Source organism: Amycolatopsis sp. NPDC114504 (genome assembly GCF_055633595.1).
The window spans coordinates 32,798-49,805 of sequence record NZ_JBVKDU010000003.1 but is presented as its reverse complement, the minus strand read 5'-3'; the positions used below and the strand labels follow the sequence as shown (position 1 = coordinate 49,805).

The following is a 17,008-nucleotide window of genomic DNA, read 5'->3' as shown; positions in this document are numbered from 1 at the left end:
GTCTATTCGCGACCGTCCGGCTGCGCCGGTGCCGCCTGGATCGCCGGGAAGATCTCGCCGACCAGCGTGACGAGCGACTTGGACAGCAGCAGGTGCACCTGGGCGCGGGTCAGCGACCCGCGCACGAGCCATTCCCGGCCGGCGGACTTCACCATCCCCCCGAACGCGCGCACGAGCGCGTTCAGCTCGGGCCCGTGTTCGCTTTCGCTGGACAGCCCGACGGCTTCGAGCACGCGGTCGGCGGACTCGCGGTCGGCCTCTTCGAGGATCCGTTCCACCTCGAGGTCGCGCCCGATGCCCTCCGGCGCGATCGCGGCCAGCCACATCCGCTCCTGGCTGGTGACCATGTCGAGGAACCACTCGATGGCGACGTCGGCGCGCAGTTCGAGCGGCCCGTCCGGCAGGATCTCGACGGCCAGCCGCGGCACGGTCAGCGCGCGCCGGATGATTTCCAGGTACAGCTCGCGTTTCGTGCCGAAGTAGTGGTTGATCAACCCTCGCGCGACGCCGGCCGCGGCGGCGATGTCCGAAGTGGACACTTCAGAGTAGGGCCGGTCACCGAACAGCCGCGCCGCGCAGACGTAGATCTGTTCCTTCCGTTCGTCCGGTTCCAGTCTTCGCCATCTCGGCGCCGGCTCGGTGTTCATGGTCCCATCGTCGCACGGCCCGCTGAACAGGGCAGTTCAGTCTCCCGGGTACCACGATCGGGGCATGCTCAGTCCGGCAGCGTGATCGGGGCGATGTCGGCGAAGCCGTCGCCGGGCCCCGGGTTCGCGGGGTCCGTTTCGCCGCCGAAGTGGTGCAGCACGCCCCAAACGGCGTTGAGCGCGGTCTGCACCGCGCCTTCGGCCCAGCCCGCCGTCCACGAGACGTCGTCACCCGCCAGGAAGAGCCCGCGGTGACGCTCCGCCAGCTCGTCCTGGACGAAGTGCGTGAACAGCCGGTGCTGGTAGCGGTAGTGTCCGGGCAGGTTTGCCTTGAACGCGCCCATGAAGTGCGGTTCCGCCTCCCACGACACGGTCACCGGGTCGCCGATGATGTGCTTCCGGACGTCGACGCCGGGGTAGATCTCGCGCAGCGACTGCAGCATCACCTCGACGCGCTCGGTCACCGAAAGCGGCAGCCACTTCAGCGAGTCGTCGGCCCACGTGTACGACAGGCAGATCACCGCCGGCTTCGCGGGGTCGTCGCCGAGCAGGTAGGTGCCGCGCGGCATCCGGTCGGTCAGCGTCATGCTCATCGTGTCGCGGCCGGTCGCCGGGTCGGGGTCGAGCCAGAACGGCCGGTCGACCGGCACGAACACCTTCGACGACTCCATGTAGTGGGTGCGCTCGATCGCCGTCCAGTGGTCGATCGGGAACAGCGCCTCGTCGCATTCGATCTTGGACAGCAGCATCCAGCTCTGCGCGGTGAACACCGCCGCCGGGAACGTCCGGATGTGCCCGGACGCGTCCGTCACCGTGATGTTGTTCGGCGCCGTCCGGTGCAGCCGCGTGACACCCGGACGCGGCCCGCCCTCGTGCAGCGAAGCCAGCGACGTTCCGGCGGGCCAGAAAGCGACCTCGGCCGGCGCGTGTTCCCACAGCCGCAGGGGGAGCTGCCGGCTGCCGCCGGCGATGCTGCGGTGCTCGTCGTCGGCGCCGGTGTAGACGACGCGCAGGATTTCCAGGATGGAGTTGGGGAAGTCGGTGTCCCAGCCACCGGTACCGAAGCCGACCTGGCCGAAGATCTCGCGGTGGCGGAAGGAGGCGAACGCGGGGGAGTCGCAGAGGAACCCGTAGAACGTCTGGTCGTCCAGCTTCGGGACGAGCTCGTTCCACAGCCGCTTGACCGTCTTCGCGTCGCGGTCGCGGATCGCCGTCTGCATCTCGGCGAACGACGCGTGTTCGGCCAGCGTCCGGTCCCACGCGGCGGCGACGTCGGCGAACACCGCGGGCAGGTCGGCCGGCGTCCGCGCGTAGTGGGTCTGTCCCTTGAGGTCGACGACCGTGCTCGGCGTCCCCGGCGCCAGGGGGTTGGGGAACGGCGTCGTCTCGAGCCCGACCTTGTCGATGTAGTGGAACAGCGCGGTCGACGCGGGCGGGAAGCGCATCGCGCCCATCTCGGCGACGACGTCGTCCGGGCAGCCGGGGAACCGCACGGTGCGCAGCCTGCCGCCGATTTCGGCGATTTCGTAGACCACCGGGCGCAGGCCGAGCTTCATCAGCTCGTACGCCGTGACGATGCCGGACAGGCCGCCGCCGATCACCGCCACCTCGGTGCCGTGCCGGTGAGCGGGCACCGAGCCCAGCCCGGCGGGGTGGGCGAGGTAGTCGTCGTAGGCGAACGGGAAGTCGGGGCCGAACATGGTGATCGGGCGGCCCGCCGGCTCGTCGTGGTGGATCGCGGTCGGGACAGCGGAGGTCATGCGGTGGTTCCTCGGTACAGTTCGGGCCGCCGGTCGGCCAGGTGGGTGTTCTCCAGCCGGGACGCGGCGAGCGCTTCCCGGGTCACTTCGGCGGTGATCAGCGCCGGGCCGGAGCCGGCGCGAGTCAGCACCTCGCCGGTGGGCGCGACGACGCAGGAGCGTCCGCAGTACGTCAGCTCCTGTTCGACGTCGCAACGGTTGGCGTAGGCAACGAACAGCTGGCTCTCGTAGGCCCGCGCCGGCACCAGCGTGTCGGCGACCAGCTCGTACGGGCTCATCAGCGCGGTCGGCACGACCAGCAGCTCCGTGCCGGCCAGCGCGTGCGCGCGCACCAGCTCGGGGAACTCGACGTCGTAGCAGATCAGCAGCCCGACCCGGACGCCGGCGACGTCGGCCTGCACGACCGGCTCGTCGCCCGGGGTGAACCACGCCTTGTCGAGGTCGCCGAACAGGTGCGTCTTGCGGTAGTTCGCGCGTCGCTGCCCGGTCGCGTCGACGAGCTGGACGCTGTTGTAGACGTCTCCGCCGTCGGCTTCCGGGTAGCCGTACGCCAATGCGACGCCGGTTTCCTTCGCCAGCGCGGACATCCTGGCCGCGGTCGGGCCGTCGGCGGGCTCCGCGAGCTCGTGCGTGCGGGCGCCGATGTGGTAGCCGGTGGTGCTCATCTCCGCCGTGACGACGAGGTCCGCGCCGGATGCCGCGACGGCGTCGGGGAGCGCGTCGACCGGGCCCTGGTGGATCGCGACCCTCATGCGAGCCTCGACCGCCGGATGCCGTACCCGAAGTAGATCAGCAGGCCCAGCGCCATCCAGGCGCCGAAGACGACCCAGGTGGCGCCGTCGAGGCTGAACATCATGTAGCCGCAGCAGAGGACGCCCAGCAGCGGCGTCACCGGGGAGAGCGGCACGCGGAACGTGCGCGGCCGGTCGGGCTGGCGCTTGCGCAGCAGCAGGACGGCGATGTTGACCAGCAGGAACGCGAACAGCGTCCCGATGCTGGTGGCGTCGGCGAGCTTGCCCAGGGGGATGAACGCGGCCAGGACGGCGACGAACCCCGAGACCACCAGCGTGTTGATCCGCGGCGAGCCCGACTTCGGGTCCACTTTGGACAGCGACGGCGGCACGAGGCCGTCGCGGGACATCGCGAACAGGATGCGGGTCTGTCCGTAGAGGACGGTCAGCACGACGCTGGAGATCGCCACGATCGCCCCGACGGCGAGCAGGCCGGCCCAGAACGGGTTGCCCGAGACGACGGAGAGCACGTGCGACAGCGCCGCCTCCTGGCCGTCGAACTCCTGCCACGGCAGCGCGCCGACGGCGGCCACGGCGACCAGGCAGTACAGCACGGTGACGATGCCGAGTGAGAGCAGGATCGCCCGCGGCAGGTCGCGCTGCGGGTTCTTCGCCTCCTCGCCGGCGGTCGACGCGGCGTCGAACCCGATGTAGGAGAAGAAGAGCTTGGCGGCGCCGGCGCTCATCCCGGCGAGGCCCAGCGGCAGGAACGGCGTGAAGTTCCGAGCCTTGACCGCGGTGAACGCGATCGCGCAGAACAGCACCAGCGTCACGATCTTGACGGCGACCATGACGGCGTTGGCCCGCGCGCTCTCCTTCGCGCCGGACAGCAGCAGGAGCATCGCGAGGACCACGACGACGATGGCGGGCACGTTGACGATCCCGCCCGAGCCCGGCGGCTGGCTGAGCGCGTCCGGGATGGCGAAGCCGAAGGCCAGCCGCAGCAGTTCGTTGAGGTACTGCCCCCAGCCGACGGCGACCGAGGCCACCGAGACGCCGTATTCGAGGACCAGGCACCAGCCGCAGACCCAGGCGACCAGCTCGCCGAGCGTGGCATAGGCGTAGGAGTAGGACGAACCGGACAGCGGGATCATGCCGGCGAGCTCGGCGTAGGACAGCGCGGAGAAGAGTGCGGTGACCCCGGCGAGCGCGAACGAGAGGACCACGGCCGGCCCGGCCACCGGGACGGCTTCGCCGAGGACGACGAAGATCCCGCTGCCCAGCGTCGCGCCGATGCTCAGCATGGTCAGCTGCCCGAGCCCGAGCGACCGCTTCAACGTGCCATGATCACTTTCGGCGACCAGATCGGTGACCGGTTTCCGCCGCACCGTCGCGGCTCGCAGATTCATGCCGACGACGGTATCTGCCGTCTTCGGCACGCAAAACAGGGCAACGTTGCGCGTACAGATGAATCACAGGTGATTCATTGCACAAGACGCGCGAAACGTGGCGATTCGTTCCAGGCGGCCTGGGCCCGCCAAAAATTGATGGCAGCTCGGGTGTCGGATCCGGGGTACGCAGTTCGTGGAGTAGGTGAGCGGCCGCCACCCAGGGCGCCGCCTGGACCCACAGGATGAACGATGTCGCACCCGGAACCCGTCGCCCGCCGCATGTACGACCTGGTCGAGCCGCTCGGTCTGGTCCCCTACTTCACCGACGAGCCGGACGCGGCCCTGATGGCCTTGGGTCTGCGCAACCCGTGGGACGCCTACTTCGCCGGACGGGCGGCGCCGTTCGGGCGGGCCGTGCCGGCCGAGGTGGTCCACGCGGTCTTCTACAACTTCGCCCCCGGCGAGGTGGCCCGCCACATCCCCCAGGTGTGGGACCTGACCACGCCCGAGGCGGCGCTGGCCGCGCGTGAACAGGGCTGCGTCGCGGGCATCCGCCGGATCCTCGGCGACCTCGCCGACGACCCCGCCGTCGCGCGCGCCGCCGACCTCCTGCTGACCGCGGCGACCAGCGCACCGGTGGAGGGGCGCCCCCTCTTCGCCGCTCTGCGCACGGTGCCGGTACCCCAGGAACCGGTGGCCCGGCTGTGGCACGCGGCCACCCTGCTGCGCGAGCAGCGCGGCGACGGGCACACCGTCGCGTTGCTGACCGAGGGCATCGGCGGGACGGAAGCTCATGTGCTCCACGCCTTGTCCACCGGTACGGCCGCGGAGAAGTTCGGCCGGGTCTGGCACCTCCCGGCGGCGCAGCTGGACGCGGTCGTCGACGGCATGCGCGCCCGCGGTCTCATCGGCGCCGACGGCTGGCTCACCCCCGCCGGCGAGGCCACGAAGGGCCGCGTCGAGGCGCTGACCGACCGGCTCGCCGAAGCGCCGTACAACGCACTGAGCCCCGAAGAGCTCGACGGTCTCGTCGCCGACCTCGAACCGATCTCGGCCGCCCTCCGGGCGGTCTTCCCGATGTAGCCGGCACCCGTGACCAGCCGGGCATCACCTGTGTCTGGAGGGGCATCACGCGCGATGCCCCTCCAGTCACGCGTGATGCCTCCCCAGACACGTGTGATGCCCGTCCAGTCACGTGTGATGCCCGGTTCGTCACGTCGGGGTGGGGGGTTCGTCGGCTGGGAGGAGGAGCGTGAACGTCGGGGGGTCGGGACGGCTGAGCCGGAGGCGGCCGCCTTCCGCCTCGGCGAGGCTGCGGGCCAGCCGCAGGCCGATGCCGTGGCCGGCCGCCGCCGTCGCGAACGGGTCCTTTTCGCCCAGGTCGGGGCCCTCGTCGGCGACGTCGATGGCCAGCGCGTCGCCCGCGTCGCGGGCGACCAGCGTCACCGTTCCACGACCGTGCGTCGCCGCGTTGTCCAGTAGTACGCCGAGGACCTGGCGGACCGCCGCGGCCGCCACCCGTGCCGGCGGCGGCTCCTCGCGGGTGATCCGCAGCGTGCGCCCGTGCGGTGCGAGCAGCGCCTCGCCGGCCTGCCGGATCTCCTCCAGGAGGGCGTCGAGGTCGAGCTCGGCCCGCGGGGCCCGGCGTTCGCGGCCCAGTGCCAGGAGGTCCTCGATGGTGCGTTCCAGCCGGTCGGCGGACGCGATCCCGGCGCGGATCGCTTCCCGGGGGTCCGCGTCCGGCGTCTCCAGCGCGGCCTCCAGCTGCAGGCGCAGCCCGGTCAGCGGGGTCCGCAGCTGGTGGGACGCCTCCGCGGAGAACGCGCGCTCGCGCTCGAGGGTCTCGCCGATCCGGGTCGCGGTGGCGGCCAGCGCCTCGCCGACCCGGTCGATCTCGGCGATCCCTGCTCGCGGGCCGCGGGCGGTGAAGTCGCCCTCGCCGAGCCGGCCGGCCGCGGCGGCCAGCTCCTCCAGCGGCCGGACCAGCCGGGTCGTGTACCGCCGGGCCGTCAGCCAGCTCGCCCCGATCGCCACCACCGCGAGCGCGGCCATGCCGAGCCAGGTCAGCCCGACCCGCATCCGCAGCTCCGACATCGGGATCGCGGCGCGCACCACCCCGGTCACCCGCGCGCCGTTGAGCACCGGGACCGCCAGCACCACTTCGTCGGCTTCGCGGCCGATGACGACGTCCAGCGTGGCGCTCGCCGCCTGCCGCTCGACCGACCCGCCGACGGCCGGACCCCGGCCGGTCAGCAGCCGCGCGTCCGGGCCGTAGATCCCGACCTCGGTGCCGGCTTCGTCGTCGTCCAGCGGCGGCAGGACCGGCGGGCGCCCGGCGGCGAGCTCGTCGGCCACGCCGAGCGCCGTCGCGTCCGCGGCTCGTTCCAGGTCCGCCTTGGTGTCGTCGCGGTAGTACTGCATGGCCGCGATGAACAGCGGCAACGCGAACAGCACGGTCGCGACCAGGGCGGCCAGCACCGTCAAGGAGATGATCCGGCGGCGCACAGCTACCCCTCGGCGACGGTCCGGGCGGGGTCCTCCAGCCGGTACCCGTGGCCGCGCAGGGTGGCGATCCGGGGCACCTCGGCGTCGGGCCCGGCCGCCGACGAGAGCTTGCGGCGCACCGCCGCGATGTGCACGTCCAGCGTCTTCGTCGAGCCGTACCAGTGCGCGTCCCAGACCTCGGACATCAGCGTCTCGCGGCTGACGGCGACCCCGGGCTGCTCGGCCAGCCGCGCCAGCAGGTCGAACTCCTTGGCCCGCAGCACGACCTCGCGCCCGCCCAGGGTGGCGCGGCGGCCGGCGATGTCGACGGTCAGCCCGCCGATGGTCACCGGGGGCCGGGCCGCGGCCGGCGCGCCGCGGCGCAGGTGCGCGCGCACCCGGGCCAGCAGCTCGCCCAGCCGGATCGGCTTGGTGAGGTAGTCGTCCGCGCCGGCGTCGAGGCCGACGACGACGTCCATCTCCTCCTGCCGCGCGGTGAGGATGACCAGCACCGCCGCGGGCAGCGCGGCCCGCAGGCGGCGGCAGACCTCGACGCCGTCGAGGTCGGGCAGGCCGAGGTCGAGCAGCACCAGGTCGAAGTCGCCGGACGCGGCGGCCTGCAGGGCGGTGCGGCCGTCGCGGCGCCAGCACACCTGGTAACCGTGCAGTCGCAGGGTCGATTCGAGCACGCTGCCGATCGCGGCGTCGTCTTCCACCACCAGCAGGTTCGGCATGCCGGGAGCCTACGTTCTACTCCGGCCGGCCACCGAAACCGATCCGCGAAATGCGTCGTGAGGCGTCCGTCACTCCGGCCCCGAACTCCGCCACCGCCTCGGCCGTGAACCGCGTGGTCGGGCCGGTGACGGCCAGCGCGGCCAGCAGCCGCCCGTCGGCGTCGAGCACCGGGGCGGCGACGCTGGACGCGCCCGGCTCCGGCTCGCCGTGCCCGACCGCGACGCCCTCGGCGCCGGCGAGCACCTTCCCGGCGGCCCCGCACCCGAGCGGCAGCTCGTCCCCGACGTGGCCGACGTGCCGGATGGCCCGCGAACCCTCCTGCTGGGCCACGCAGACGAGCACTTCGGTGCTGCGGACGTACAAGTTGACCGTTTCGCCGTATTCCTCGGCCAGCTCGCGCAGCACTTGGCGGACCGGCTCGGGCAGCTGCCACGCGGCGTTCGCCAGCTGGGCCCAGCGCAGCATCCCCGGCCCGACGGTGACCCGCCCGTCCGGGCGCGTCCACAGCAGGCCCCGCTGCTCGCAGGTGGCGACCAGCCGCAGCACCGTCGTCTTCGCCAGGCCGCTCGCGGCGGTGAGGTCCTTGACCGACCACGTCCGGCGGCGGTCGGTGAAGTGGGCCAGCAGGTCGAACGCGCGCAGCACGCTCCGGACCGCCCCGTCGTCTTCCGCCACCGAGCGACCCCCGTCCGCCTGATGGAGCCAGCCTACCGGCGGGTCAGGCCACGTGGCGCTCGAACGCCGCGACGGTCTCGGCCAGCACCTCCGCCCCCGGCCGGGCCCACAGCCCGGCGTTGAACACCTCGACCTCGATCGGGCCGGTGTAGCCGGCGGCCTCGACGTGGGCGCGCAGGTGGCGGTGGTCGATCGGGCCGTCGCCCGGCAGCGCGCGGCCGAGCAGCGGGTCGGGCAGCGGCACGAGGACGTCGCACACGTGGAACCCGGCGATCCGGCCGGCGGCCGCGGCGATCGACTCCTCGATCCGCGGGTCCCACCAGACGTGGAACTCGTCGACGATCACGCCGACCTGCTCCGCCGGGTGCTCGACGGCGATCGCCAGTGCTTGCTCCACAGTGGACAGCACGGACCGGTCCGCGCACTGCATCGGGTGCAGCGGCTCCAGGCCGAGCCGCACGCCGCGTTCCCCTGCATACGGTGCGAGCTCGCCCACGGCGTCCGCGACGCGCTGCCGGGACGCGGCGAGGTCGTTGCCCGCGATCCCGCCCACGACCAGCACGAGGACGTCGGCACCGAGCGTCGCGGCCTCGTCGATCGCTTCCCGCGTCTGCGCCACACCGTCCACAGGGGACCCTTCCGGCGTCACCCCGGTGAAGAACCCACCGCGGCACAACGACGAAACCCGGACACCGTGTTCCTTCAGCAGGCGTGCGGCCTCGTCGACGCCGGTTTCCGCGACCTTGTCCCGCCACAGCCCGATCCAGCCGACGCCGGCCGCGGCGCACCCGGCCACCGCTTCGGGCAGCGACCAGGCCTTGGTGGTGATCTGGTTGAGGCTGAACCGCGGGTCCATCACACGACCCCCGCGACCCGCAGCAACGGCCGCATCCGGGCGACGGCCCGCTCGGGGTCGGCGAGCACGCCGGCCGCGTCGGCCAGCCGCAGCAGCGTCGCGAGGTGGGTGATCGTGCGCGCGGACTCGCTCCCGGCGAGCATCCGGAAGTGCTCTTGATGACCGTTCAACCAGGCGAGGAAGACGACGCCGGTCTTGTAGTGCCGCGTCGGCGCGCGGAAGATCTCTCGCGCCAGCGGCACGGTCGGGTCGAGCAGGGCGTGGAACCCGGCGCGGTCGCCGTCGTCCAGGCGGCGCAGCCCCGCCGCGGCGACCGGCGCGATCGGGTCGAAGATGCCGAGCAGGGCTTCGCTGTGGCCCCGCTCGTCGCCGGCGATGAGCTCGGGGTAGTGGAAGTCGTCGCCGGTGTAGCAGGCGACGCTCCCGGGGAGCGCGCGCCGGAACTCCGTCTCGACCTCGGCGTCCAGCACCGAGACCTTCACCCCGGCGATCGTGCCCGCGTGCTCGGCGCACAGGGTCGCCAGTTCGCGGGCCGCGGCGCGGACGTCGTGGTGGCCCCAGTAGCCGGCCAGCGCGGGGTCGAACTGCTCGCCGAGCCAGTGCAGCAGGACCGGGCCGCCCGCCTCGGACAGCAGCTTCCCGTAGGCCGCGTGGTAGTCGCCGGGGCCCTGCGCCGCGGCGGCCAGCGCCCGGCTCGCCATCACGACGGGGACCGCGCCGGCGCCGCCGACCAGGTCCAGCTGCTCGCGCCAGGCGTCCACAATGGACGCGATGGTCGCCGTCCCCGGCGGCAGCTGGTCGGTGCCGACGCCGGCGCACCAGCGACGTCCCGCGGCGAGCGCGCCGGTGCGGGTGACCAGCTCCTTCGTCGTGGCCCAGTCGAGGCCCATGCCGCGTTGCGCGGTGTCCATGGCCTCGGCGACGCCGAGCCCGCACGCCCAGAGGTGTTCGCGGAAGGCCAGCGTGGTGTCCCAGTCGACGGCGCCGGGCTCGTCGGCGAGCGCGTCCGCGACGACGTGCACGGCGGCGTAGGCGATCCGGGACGACGGCGGCGTGCACGCTGCTTCGGGGAGCGCCGGGCCGGACGGTGACCAGTTCACGAGCCCGCCGCCGGGAACCGGGAGCAGGAGCATCGGGAGACCTCCGCAAGTCAGAAAGCGCTTTCTCCAGTGCACGATACGGCCACGGTAGGGCCTGTGCCAGAGCACGACAAGGCCCGTCCGGGTCAGCGCTTGGGGCGCGCGGTGCTTTCCCGCAAGACGACCTCGCCCGACAGCCGGACGGTCCGCGGCCGGGTGCCCCCGGCCCCCTTGATCGCCAGGTCCATCGCCCGTTCGCCCAGCTCCTCCAGCGGCAGCCGGACGGTGGTCAGCGCCGGGGCGAGGTCGCGGACCACCGGGATGTCGTCGAACCCGGCGACGGAGATGTCGCCGGGCACGGAGAGACCTTCCTCGCGCAACGCCGTCAGCGCGCCGATCGCCATCACGTCGGTGACGGCGAAGACGCAGGTCGGCAGCTTGCGCTTGCGGCCGGCGAGCAACCGCTTCGTCGCCTCGTAGCCGCCGTCGCGGGTGAACGCGGCCTCGATGACGTCGTCTTCGTGCAGGGTGATGCCGTGTTCGGCGAGCGCGTCGGTGAACCCGGCCAGCCGGTCGATGACCGTGCTCAGCTTCCGCGGGCCGGCGAGCACGGCGAACCGCTTGTGGCCGAGCCCGACCAGCGCCTTGGCCAGCGCCGCGGCGCCACCCTTGTTGTCCGGCTGCACGGTGTCGATCTTGAGCCCGCGGTGGCGGCTGACCGCCGCGACCTGCCCGCCGCCGCGGCGGTACGGCTCGAGCTCGGCCGCCATCGCGCGTTCCCACGCGCGGTCCTCGAACGCCGAGCCGATCAGCAGGATCGCCGCAGCCCGCTGCGCGCGCAGCGTCGAGACGTAAGCGACCTCGCGGTCGGGGTCGCGGAAGGTGCCGGCCAGCATCACGAGCAGCCCGTTGTCGGTGGCCACCCGCATCACCCCGCCGGCGATCGCGGCGAAGTACGGGTCGCTGACGTCGTGGCAGATCACGCCGACCGTGCGGTGGGTGCCGCCGGCCAGCGCCTGGGCGTGCGCGTTCGGGGCGTAGGCCAGCTCGGCCGCGGCGGCGGACACCCGCTCCCGCAGGTCGGCGCGGACGGACGCGGTGCCGTTGAGCACCCGCGACGCCGTCGCGAGCGAGACGTTCGCGCTGCGTGCCACGTCTTCGAGTGTCACGTGCGGCCGGGCCTTCATGGCTGGCTCCTCCAAGATCGGTTTCGGGTGTCTCCGCAAGCTCGGTCGGTGCAATCTACTGGGAGGGGGGTGGGCCGGGAGAAGCCGCTGGCCGGGGGACCTGACCCGAACGAGTGAATTGACCGAGGGAAGCACGGGGGAAGATCAGCGAAAGTCCGTGTCCTGGTAACAAGGAGAATCCTCAAGTAGTGAGTACGCCACTTCCGATCGACCGCGAAAGGATTCCCGCATGCTGTTCGGTGATGAGCACATCCGCCGCTACGAGGAGACCGACGGCGAAGTCGGTCACGAGTGGCAGGAAGGCGTCCCGACGCTGTTGCTGACCACGAAGGGCCGCAAGACCGGCCAGGAGCGCAAGCTCGCCCTGATCTACCAGGAGGCCGACGGCAACCCGGTGGTCGTGGCCTCCGCCGGCGGCGCGCCGAAGCACCCCGCGTGGTACCTGAACCTCGTCGAGAACCCCGAGGTCGGGGTCCAGATCAAGGCCGACAAGTTCAAGGCCCGTGCCCGCACGATCGAGGGCGAGGAGCGGGCGAAGGTGTGGAAGAAGCTCGCCGCCGTCTGGCCGGACTACGACGAGTACACGAAGAAGATCGACCGCCACATCCCCGTGGTCGTGCTCGAGCGCGTGTGATCTGCGCCGCGTTCGGCCGGTGCGCGGGCCGATCCGGCCGGTCGTCGGCTACGAATGACAGTCATGAACCGCTGGACCGCCCTCGACAGCGAGGGTGAGCTGCTCACCCGTCGCCAGATGCTCGCCTACGGCCGGCGCTTCGCCCGGGCCGGCCGGGGTGCCTGGTACAGCTTCGCGATCGAGGTGGTCTGGCAGTTCCTCGTCCAGACGACCCGCTTCCGGGTGCGCGGCTCGCACCACATCCCGAAGTCCGGCGGGGTCCTGGTGGCGTCGAACCACCTGTCGTTCGCCGACCCGGCGACGCTGACGGCGTTCTGCCTCGCCGCCGGCCGCGTGCCGCGCTACCTGGCGAAGGCGTCGCTGTGGAAGGTGCCGGTCCTGGGCCGCGTGATGCGCTCGGGGCGGCACATCCCCGTGTACCGCGGCGCGGCGACGGCGGCGGAGGCCTACCGCGACCTCGTCGCCTCGGTGCGGGACGGCGAGTGCGTCGCGGTCTTCCCCGAAGGCACGTTCTCGAACGACCCGGCCGGCTGGCCGATGCGCGGCAAGACCGGCATCGTGCGCGCCGCGCTGGCGACCGGCGCGCCGGTGATCCCGGTGGCCAACTGGGGCACCCATCACCTGCTGCCGTCGACGGCCTGGTTCCCCCGCGGGGTGCCGCGCAAGACGGTCGAGCTGGTTGCGGGACCGCCGGTCGACCTGTCCGACCTGCTCGACCGGCCGCTCACCCGCGAGGTGCTGGAGGAGGCGACGGCCCGCATCATGGCGGCGGTGACCGCGCTGCTGGTGACGCTGCGCGGCGAGGAGCCGCCGGTCGCCGCCTGAGGTCCGCGTCACCCCGCCCGTGCCTGTCCGAAGGGGTAGTTTCGGGCGTATGAGTGCACAACACTTTGATGTCGTCGTACTGGGGGCCGGAGTGGGCGGCTACGTCGCGGCGATCCGCGCGTCGCAGCTGGGGCTGAGCGCCGCGGTGGTCGAGGAGAAGTACTGGGGTGGCGTCTGCCTGAACGTCGGGTGCATCCCGTCGAAGGCGCTGCTGCGCAACGCCGAGCTGGCGCACGTCGTGACGCAGGAGGCGAAGGCGTTCGGCATCTCCTCCGACAGCCCGATCCGCGTCGACTACACGGCCGCCTACGAGCGGAGCCGGAAGGTCGCCGACGGGCGCGTCAAGGGCGTGCACTTCCTCATGAAGAAGAACAAGATCACCGAGTTCGACGGGCACGGCACCTTCGTCGACGACCACACCCTCGAGGTGAACGGCTCGCGGATCACGTTCGGGCACTGCATCATCGCCACGGGCGCCACGACCCGCCTGCTGCCGGGGACCTCGCGCAGCTCGCGCGTGGTGACCTACGAAGAGCAGATCCTCTCGAGCGAGCTGCCGTCGAGCATCGTGATCGCCGGCGCGGGCGCGATCGGCGTCGAGTTCGCCTACGTGCTGCACAACTACGGCGTCGACGTCACGATCGTCGAGTTCCTCGACCGGATGGTGCCGCTGGAGGACGCCGAGGTGTCGGCGGAGCTGGCGCGCCGCTACCGCAAGCTCGGCATCAAGGTGCTGACCTCGACCCGCGTCGAGTCGATCGACGAATCCGGTTCGTCGGTGCGGGTGACGGTGACTTCGGAGAAGGACGGCACGCGGGTCCTCGAGGCCGACAAGGTGCTGCAGGCCATCGGCTTCCAGCCGCGGGTCGAGGGCTACGGCCTGGAGAAGACGGGTGTCGCGCTGACCGACCGCGGCGCGATCGCGATCGACGGCCGGGGCCGCACGAACGTCGACCACATCTTCGCGATCGGCGACGTCACGGCGAAGCTGATGCTGGCGCACGCGTCGGAGTCGATGGGCGTGGTGGCGGCGGAGACGATCGCGGGCGCGGAGACGATGGAGCTCGACTTCCCGATGATCCCGCGCGCGACGTACTGCCAGCCCCAGATCGCCAGCTTCGGCTGGACGGAGGAGCAGGCGCGCGACAAGGGCTTCGACGTCCGCGTCGCCAAGTTCCCCTTCACGGCCAACGGAAAGGCCCAGGGCCTCGGTGACGCGGGCGGGTTCGTGAAGCTGATCAGCGACGCGAAGTACGGGGAGCTGATCGGCGGGCACCTGATCGGTCCGGACGTCACCGAGCTGCTGCCGGAGCTGACTTTGGCCCAGCAGTGGGACCTGACGGTGCACGAGGTTTCCCGGAACGTCCACGCCCACCCGACGCTGGGCGAGGCGGTCAAGGAAGCTCTGCACGGCCTCGCCGGGCACATGATCAACCTGTAGGGACGTCGAAGCGGAGCTCCGGCCGCTCCCACCGGACCTTGGGCGGGGACGGCGGGATCGTGCCGGTGCGCCGCGCGCCCATCCGGAGGTAGAACGCCAGCGCGGGCGGGTGCGAGACGACGCGGACGCTCGTGATGCCGCGCGCGCGGGCTTCCCCGAGCAGGTGCGCGACCAGTCGCGCCCCGAGGCCGAGCCCCTGCGCGGCGTCCGCCACGAACAGGATGTCGAGCTCCGGTGGGGCTTCGAGCAGCGAGTAGAAGCCGAGCAGCTCGTCGCCGGCCATGGCCACGAAGGTCGGGTTGCGCTCGACGTAGCCGGGCGTGACCGCGTAGCCGTCGAGGATGGACGCGTAGTCGCCTTGGTAGGCCGAAGAAGCGAGCATCAACGCGGTCAGGGCGCCGGCCTGGCCGGCCGTGGCGCGCAGGATTTCGATCTTGTCCACGCCGCGGAGCGTACGGCGGGGTACCGACAGTTCCGGTGTGGCGAAACGTTCTCACATTTCCGTGGGCGTTCCAGTATGTGGGCGCACGGACGTTCCCGACTTTGGTCGCTGGTTCCCCGTCCGGTCACTCCTTAGATTCTCCCCATTACACCCGGTCGGGTGTCATTCGGTCGAGTGACCGAGTAGCGCAGGGAGAAATCGATGGTGAGATTCAGCCGGGTCGCCGCGCACGCGGTTCCGCTGACGGTCGGTGCGTTGCTGCTGACGACGGGGGTTTCGGTGGCGCAGCCGTCCACGGTGGACGCGGCGACCGCGCGCACCGAGGCGGGCATCAACGCGCTCCAGAGCATCAAGAAGAGCCTGACTCCCGCCGAGCGCAAGCAATCGAGCCAACTGGTCGTCGAGAAGCGGTTGCGGTCCGACCGCTCCCTGGCCGCGAAGCTGCCCGACTACCGCTCCGGCCTCGGCGTCAGCACCGCCGGCACCGTCTCCGTCGAGATCACCGCCACCCGTGACCAGGCCGTCGCGAACGCGGTCAAGGCCGCGGGCGGCACCGTCCGCTTCGCCTCACCCGATGGTGTCCGCGCCGACCTCCCGCTGTCCGCCGTGGACGCGATCGCCGGCCGCGCCGACGTTGCCGAGATCAAGCCGGCCGCGCAGGCGACGACCTGGAGCGAGCAGGGCAACCGCGACTTCCGCGTCGCCGCCGCGCAGGCCGCCGCCGCGACCCAGGTGTCCGAAGGCGACAAGGCGCACGGCGCCGACACCGCCCGCACCACCTACGGCGTCAGCGGTTCCGGCGTCAAGGTCTGCGTGCTCTCCGACGGCGTCGACTCGCTCGCGAAGTCGCAGAGCGCCGGCGAGCTGCCCGCGGTGGACGTCCTGTCCGGCCAGAAGGGCAGCGGCGACGAAGGCACCGCGATGCTGGAGATCGTCCACGACCTCGCGCCGAACGCCGCCCTCGGCTTCGCGACCGCGTTCACGAGCGAAGCCAGCTTCGCCGCGAACATCCGCGCGCTGCGCACCACCGGCCACTGCACGATCATCGTCGACGACGTCGCCTACTTCGACGAGTCGCCGTTCCAGGACACGCAGGTCGCGCAGGCGGTCAACGAGGTCACCGCGGCCGGCGTCCTGTACTTCTCCTCGGCCGGCAACTCGGGCAACGCGACCGACGGCACCAGCGGCTACTACGAAGGCGACTTCCGCGCCTCGTCGTCGAAGATCAGCGGCGTCACCGGCACCCCGCACGACTTCGACCCGAGCGCCACGACGCAGAACTTCGACGCGCTTTCGGCCGGCTCGCTCGGCAAGCCGGTGACGCTGTTCTGGTCCGACCCGTGGGGCAAGTCCGCCAACGACTACGACCTGTTCATCCTGAACTCGGCCGGCAGCGTCGTGGCGTCGAGCGAGAACGGCCAGTCCGGCTCGCAGAACCCGTACGAGATCGCTTCGGTGCCTTCCACGGGCTCCGGCTACAAGGTCGCGGTGGTCAAGTACAGCGGCGCGGACCGGTTCATCGCGCTCAACGTGATCCGCGGCCGGTTCGTGGCTTCGGGTTCGCTGAAGGCGTTCAGCACCAACGGAGTCACGAACGGCCACTCGGCGGCGGCGAACGCGTTCAGCGTGGCGGCGGCCCCGGCCGGCCCGGCGTTCACGCGGCCGCTGGAGACCGGTGACCCGGCCAACCCGGCGGGCCCGTACCCGGGCCAGTTCACCGCGGCGAGCAAGTGGGAGCGCTTCTCCTCCGACGGCAAGCGCCACCTGTTCTACAACGCGGACGGCACGGCGATCACGGCCGGCAACGTGTCCTCGACGGGCGGCACGACCCGCAGCAAGCCGGACATCACGGCGGCCGACGGCGTGGCGACGTCGGTGACGGGCTTCCAGCCGTTCTACGGGACGTCGGCGGCGGCCCCGCACGCGGCGGCGATCGCGGCGCTGTTGCTGTCGGGCAAGCCGACGGCGACCCCGGCCCAGATCCGCTCGGTACTGGTGTCGTCGGCGATCGACCTGGGCACGCCCGGCTTCGACACGGTGACGGGCAACGGCGTGATCATGGCCGGCCCGGCCCTCGCGGCGCTGGGCGTGGCGGCGAAGTAGGTTCGTGGCGGGGTCCGG

General features: G+C 72.0%; 16 protein-coding genes. 5 read left to right on the top strand and 11 right to left on the bottom strand.

All coding sequences use genetic code 11. From position 1 onward, the window contains the following. Window positions 1-2: 2 nt before the first annotated feature. From ACZ7PG_RS21555 to ACZ7PG_RS21540, 4 genes are all read right to left on the bottom strand, one after another. Complete coding sequence (locus ACZ7PG_RS21555) at window positions 3-647, bottom strand: TetR/AcrR family transcriptional regulator (RefSeq protein ID WP_470240875.1); 645 nt, start codon at window positions 645-647, stop codon at window positions 3-5. Between the two features lie 68 nt (window positions 648-715). After that, window positions 716-2,407 (bottom strand): flavin monoamine oxidase family protein, encoded by a 1,692-nt coding sequence (locus ACZ7PG_RS21550; RefSeq protein ID WP_470240874.1) that lies wholly within the window; start codon window positions 2,405-2,407, stop codon window positions 716-718. Then, complete coding sequence (locus tag ACZ7PG_RS21545) at window positions 2,404-3,159, bottom strand: carbon-nitrogen hydrolase family protein (RefSeq protein WP_470240873.1); 756 nt, start codon at window positions 3,157-3,159, stop codon at window positions 2,404-2,406. Before ACZ7PG_RS21545 ends, ACZ7PG_RS21550 begins: the two co-directional genes overlap by 4 nt. Further along, the gene (locus ACZ7PG_RS21540; protein ID WP_470240872.1) at window positions 3,156-4,547 is read right to left on the bottom strand and encodes an amino acid permease; all 1,392 of its coding nucleotides are present in this window, start codon (window positions 4,545-4,547) and stop codon (window positions 3,156-3,158) included. The genes ACZ7PG_RS21545 and ACZ7PG_RS21540 overlap by 4 nt, the downstream gene beginning before the upstream one ends. Before the next feature lie 231 nt (window positions 4,548-4,778). On the opposite strand from ACZ7PG_RS21540, the gene ACZ7PG_RS21535 reads away from it, so the two are divergent. Continuing rightward, window positions 4,779-5,612: an SCO6745 family protein gene (locus ACZ7PG_RS21535; protein WP_470240871.1), complete on the top strand. Its 834-nt coding sequence runs from the start codon at window positions 4,779-4,781 to the stop codon at window positions 5,610-5,612. Between the two features lie 129 nt (window positions 5,613-5,741). Here ACZ7PG_RS21535 and ACZ7PG_RS21530 read toward each other — a convergent pair whose 3' ends face one another. The 6 genes from ACZ7PG_RS21530 to ACZ7PG_RS21505 all read right to left on the bottom strand — a co-directional run bounded on the left by ACZ7PG_RS21530 (window position 5,742) and on the right by ACZ7PG_RS21505 (window position 11,545). Beyond that, window positions 5,742-7,034: a sensor histidine kinase gene (locus ACZ7PG_RS21530; RefSeq protein ID WP_470240870.1), complete on the bottom strand. Its 1,293-nt coding sequence runs from the start codon at window positions 7,032-7,034 to the stop codon at window positions 5,742-5,744. Between the two features lie 2 nt (window positions 7,035-7,036). Continuing rightward, the gene (locus ACZ7PG_RS21525) at window positions 7,037-7,747 is read right to left on the bottom strand and encodes a response regulator transcription factor (RefSeq protein ID WP_470240869.1); all 711 of its coding nucleotides are present in this window, start codon (window positions 7,745-7,747) and stop codon (window positions 7,037-7,039) included. A 16-nt stretch (window positions 7,748-7,763) separates the two neighbouring features. Beyond that, the gene (locus ACZ7PG_RS21520) at window positions 7,764-8,423 is read right to left on the bottom strand and encodes an IclR family transcriptional regulator (RefSeq protein WP_470240868.1); all 660 of its coding nucleotides are present in this window, start codon (window positions 8,421-8,423) and stop codon (window positions 7,764-7,766) included. Window positions 8,424-8,466: 43 nt separating this feature from the next. After that, entirely contained in the window at window positions 8,467-9,279 is an 813-nt protein-coding gene (locus tag ACZ7PG_RS21515) for a sugar phosphate isomerase/epimerase family protein (protein WP_470240867.1), read from the bottom strand. Continuing rightward, on the bottom strand, window positions 9,279-10,412 hold the full coding sequence (locus ACZ7PG_RS21510; RefSeq protein WP_470240866.1) for a dihydrodipicolinate synthase family protein: 1,134 nt from the start codon (window positions 10,410-10,412) through the stop codon (window positions 9,279-9,281). The genes ACZ7PG_RS21515 and ACZ7PG_RS21510 overlap by 1 nt, the downstream gene beginning before the upstream one ends. Window positions 10,413-10,504: 92 nt before the next feature. Beyond that, window positions 10,505-11,545 (bottom strand): LacI family DNA-binding transcriptional regulator, encoded by a 1,041-nt coding sequence (locus tag ACZ7PG_RS21505; protein WP_470240865.1) that lies wholly within the window; start codon window positions 11,543-11,545, stop codon window positions 10,505-10,507. A 229-nt stretch (window positions 11,546-11,774) separates the two neighbouring features. Here ACZ7PG_RS21505 and ACZ7PG_RS21500 point away from each other — a divergent pair, with 229 nt between their 5' ends. From ACZ7PG_RS21500 to lpdA, 3 genes are all read left to right on the top strand, one after another. Next, complete coding sequence (locus tag ACZ7PG_RS21500; protein WP_470240864.1) at window positions 11,775-12,179, top strand: nitroreductase family deazaflavin-dependent oxidoreductase; 405 nt, start codon at window positions 11,775-11,777, stop codon at window positions 12,177-12,179. A 63-nt stretch (window positions 12,180-12,242) separates the two neighbouring features. Further along, window positions 12,243-13,004 (top strand): lysophospholipid acyltransferase family protein, encoded by a 762-nt coding sequence (locus tag ACZ7PG_RS21495; RefSeq protein ID WP_470240863.1) that lies wholly within the window; start codon window positions 12,243-12,245, stop codon window positions 13,002-13,004. A gap of 49 nt (window positions 13,005-13,053) precedes the next feature. Next, window positions 13,054-14,445 (top strand): dihydrolipoyl dehydrogenase, encoded by a 1,392-nt coding sequence (lpdA, locus tag ACZ7PG_RS21490; protein ID WP_470240862.1) that lies wholly within the window; start codon window positions 13,054-13,056, stop codon window positions 14,443-14,445. Here lpdA and ACZ7PG_RS21485 read toward each other — a convergent pair. Continuing rightward, window positions 14,435-14,827, bottom strand: coding sequence for a GNAT family N-acetyltransferase (locus ACZ7PG_RS21485; protein ID WP_470242367.1), 393 nt, complete (start codon window positions 14,825-14,827; stop codon window positions 14,435-14,437). The two genes, lpdA and ACZ7PG_RS21485, sit on opposite strands and share 11 nt — an antisense overlap. 261 nt (window positions 14,828-15,088) lie before the next feature. Here ACZ7PG_RS21485 and ACZ7PG_RS21480 point away from each other — a divergent pair, with 261 nt between their 5' ends. Continuing rightward, on the top strand, window positions 15,089-16,990 hold the full coding sequence (locus ACZ7PG_RS21480) for a S8 family serine peptidase (protein ID WP_470240861.1): 1,902 nt from the start codon (window positions 15,089-15,091) through the stop codon (window positions 16,988-16,990). Window positions 16,991-17,008: the final 18 nt, after the last annotated feature.

Excerpts from the sequence above, each read along its gene's own strand:
- ACZ7PG_RS21555 (WP_470240875.1), bottom strand. The coding sequence starts at position 647 with ATGAACACCGAGCCGGCGCCGAGATGGCGAAGACTGGAACCGGACGAA.
- ACZ7PG_RS21550 (WP_470240874.1), bottom strand. The coding sequence starts at position 2,407 with ATGACCTCCGCTGTCCCGACCGCGATCCACCACGACGAGCCGGCGGGC.
- ACZ7PG_RS21545 (WP_470240873.1), bottom strand. The coding sequence starts at position 3,159 with ATGAGGGTCGCGATCCACCAGGGCCCGGTCGACGCGCTCCCCGACGCC.
- ACZ7PG_RS21540 (WP_470240872.1), bottom strand. The coding sequence starts at position 4,547 with ATGAATCTGCGAGCCGCGACGGTGCGGCGGAAACCGGTCACCGATCTG.
- ACZ7PG_RS21535 (WP_470240871.1), top strand. The coding sequence starts at position 4,779 with ATGTCGCACCCGGAACCCGTCGCCCGCCGCATGTACGACCTGGTCGAG.
- ACZ7PG_RS21525 (WP_470240869.1), bottom strand. The coding sequence starts at position 7,747 with ATGCCGAACCTGCTGGTGGTGGAAGACGACGCCGCGATCGGCAGCGTG.
- ACZ7PG_RS21515 (WP_470240867.1), bottom strand. The coding sequence starts at position 9,279 with ATGGACCCGCGGTTCAGCCTCAACCAGATCACCACCAAGGCCTGGTCG.
- ACZ7PG_RS21510 (WP_470240866.1), bottom strand. The coding sequence starts at position 10,412 with ATGCTCCTGCTCCCGGTTCCCGGCGGCGGGCTCGTGAACTGGTCACCG.
- ACZ7PG_RS21505 (WP_470240865.1), bottom strand. The coding sequence starts at position 11,545 with ATGAAGGCCCGGCCGCACGTGACACTCGAAGACGTGGCACGCAGCGCG.
- ACZ7PG_RS21500 (WP_470240864.1), top strand. The coding sequence starts at position 11,775 with ATGCTGTTCGGTGATGAGCACATCCGCCGCTACGAGGAGACCGACGGC.
- ACZ7PG_RS21495 (WP_470240863.1), top strand. The coding sequence starts at position 12,243 with ATGAACCGCTGGACCGCCCTCGACAGCGAGGGTGAGCTGCTCACCCGT.
- lpdA (WP_470240862.1), top strand. The coding sequence starts at position 13,054 with ATGAGTGCACAACACTTTGATGTCGTCGTACTGGGGGCCGGAGTGGGC.
- ACZ7PG_RS21485 (WP_470242367.1), bottom strand. The coding sequence starts at position 14,827 with ATGCTCGCTTCTTCGGCCTACCAAGGCGACTACGCGTCCATCCTCGAC.
- ACZ7PG_RS21480 (WP_470240861.1), top strand. The coding sequence starts at position 15,089 with ATGGTGAGATTCAGCCGGGTCGCCGCGCACGCGGTTCCGCTGACGGTC.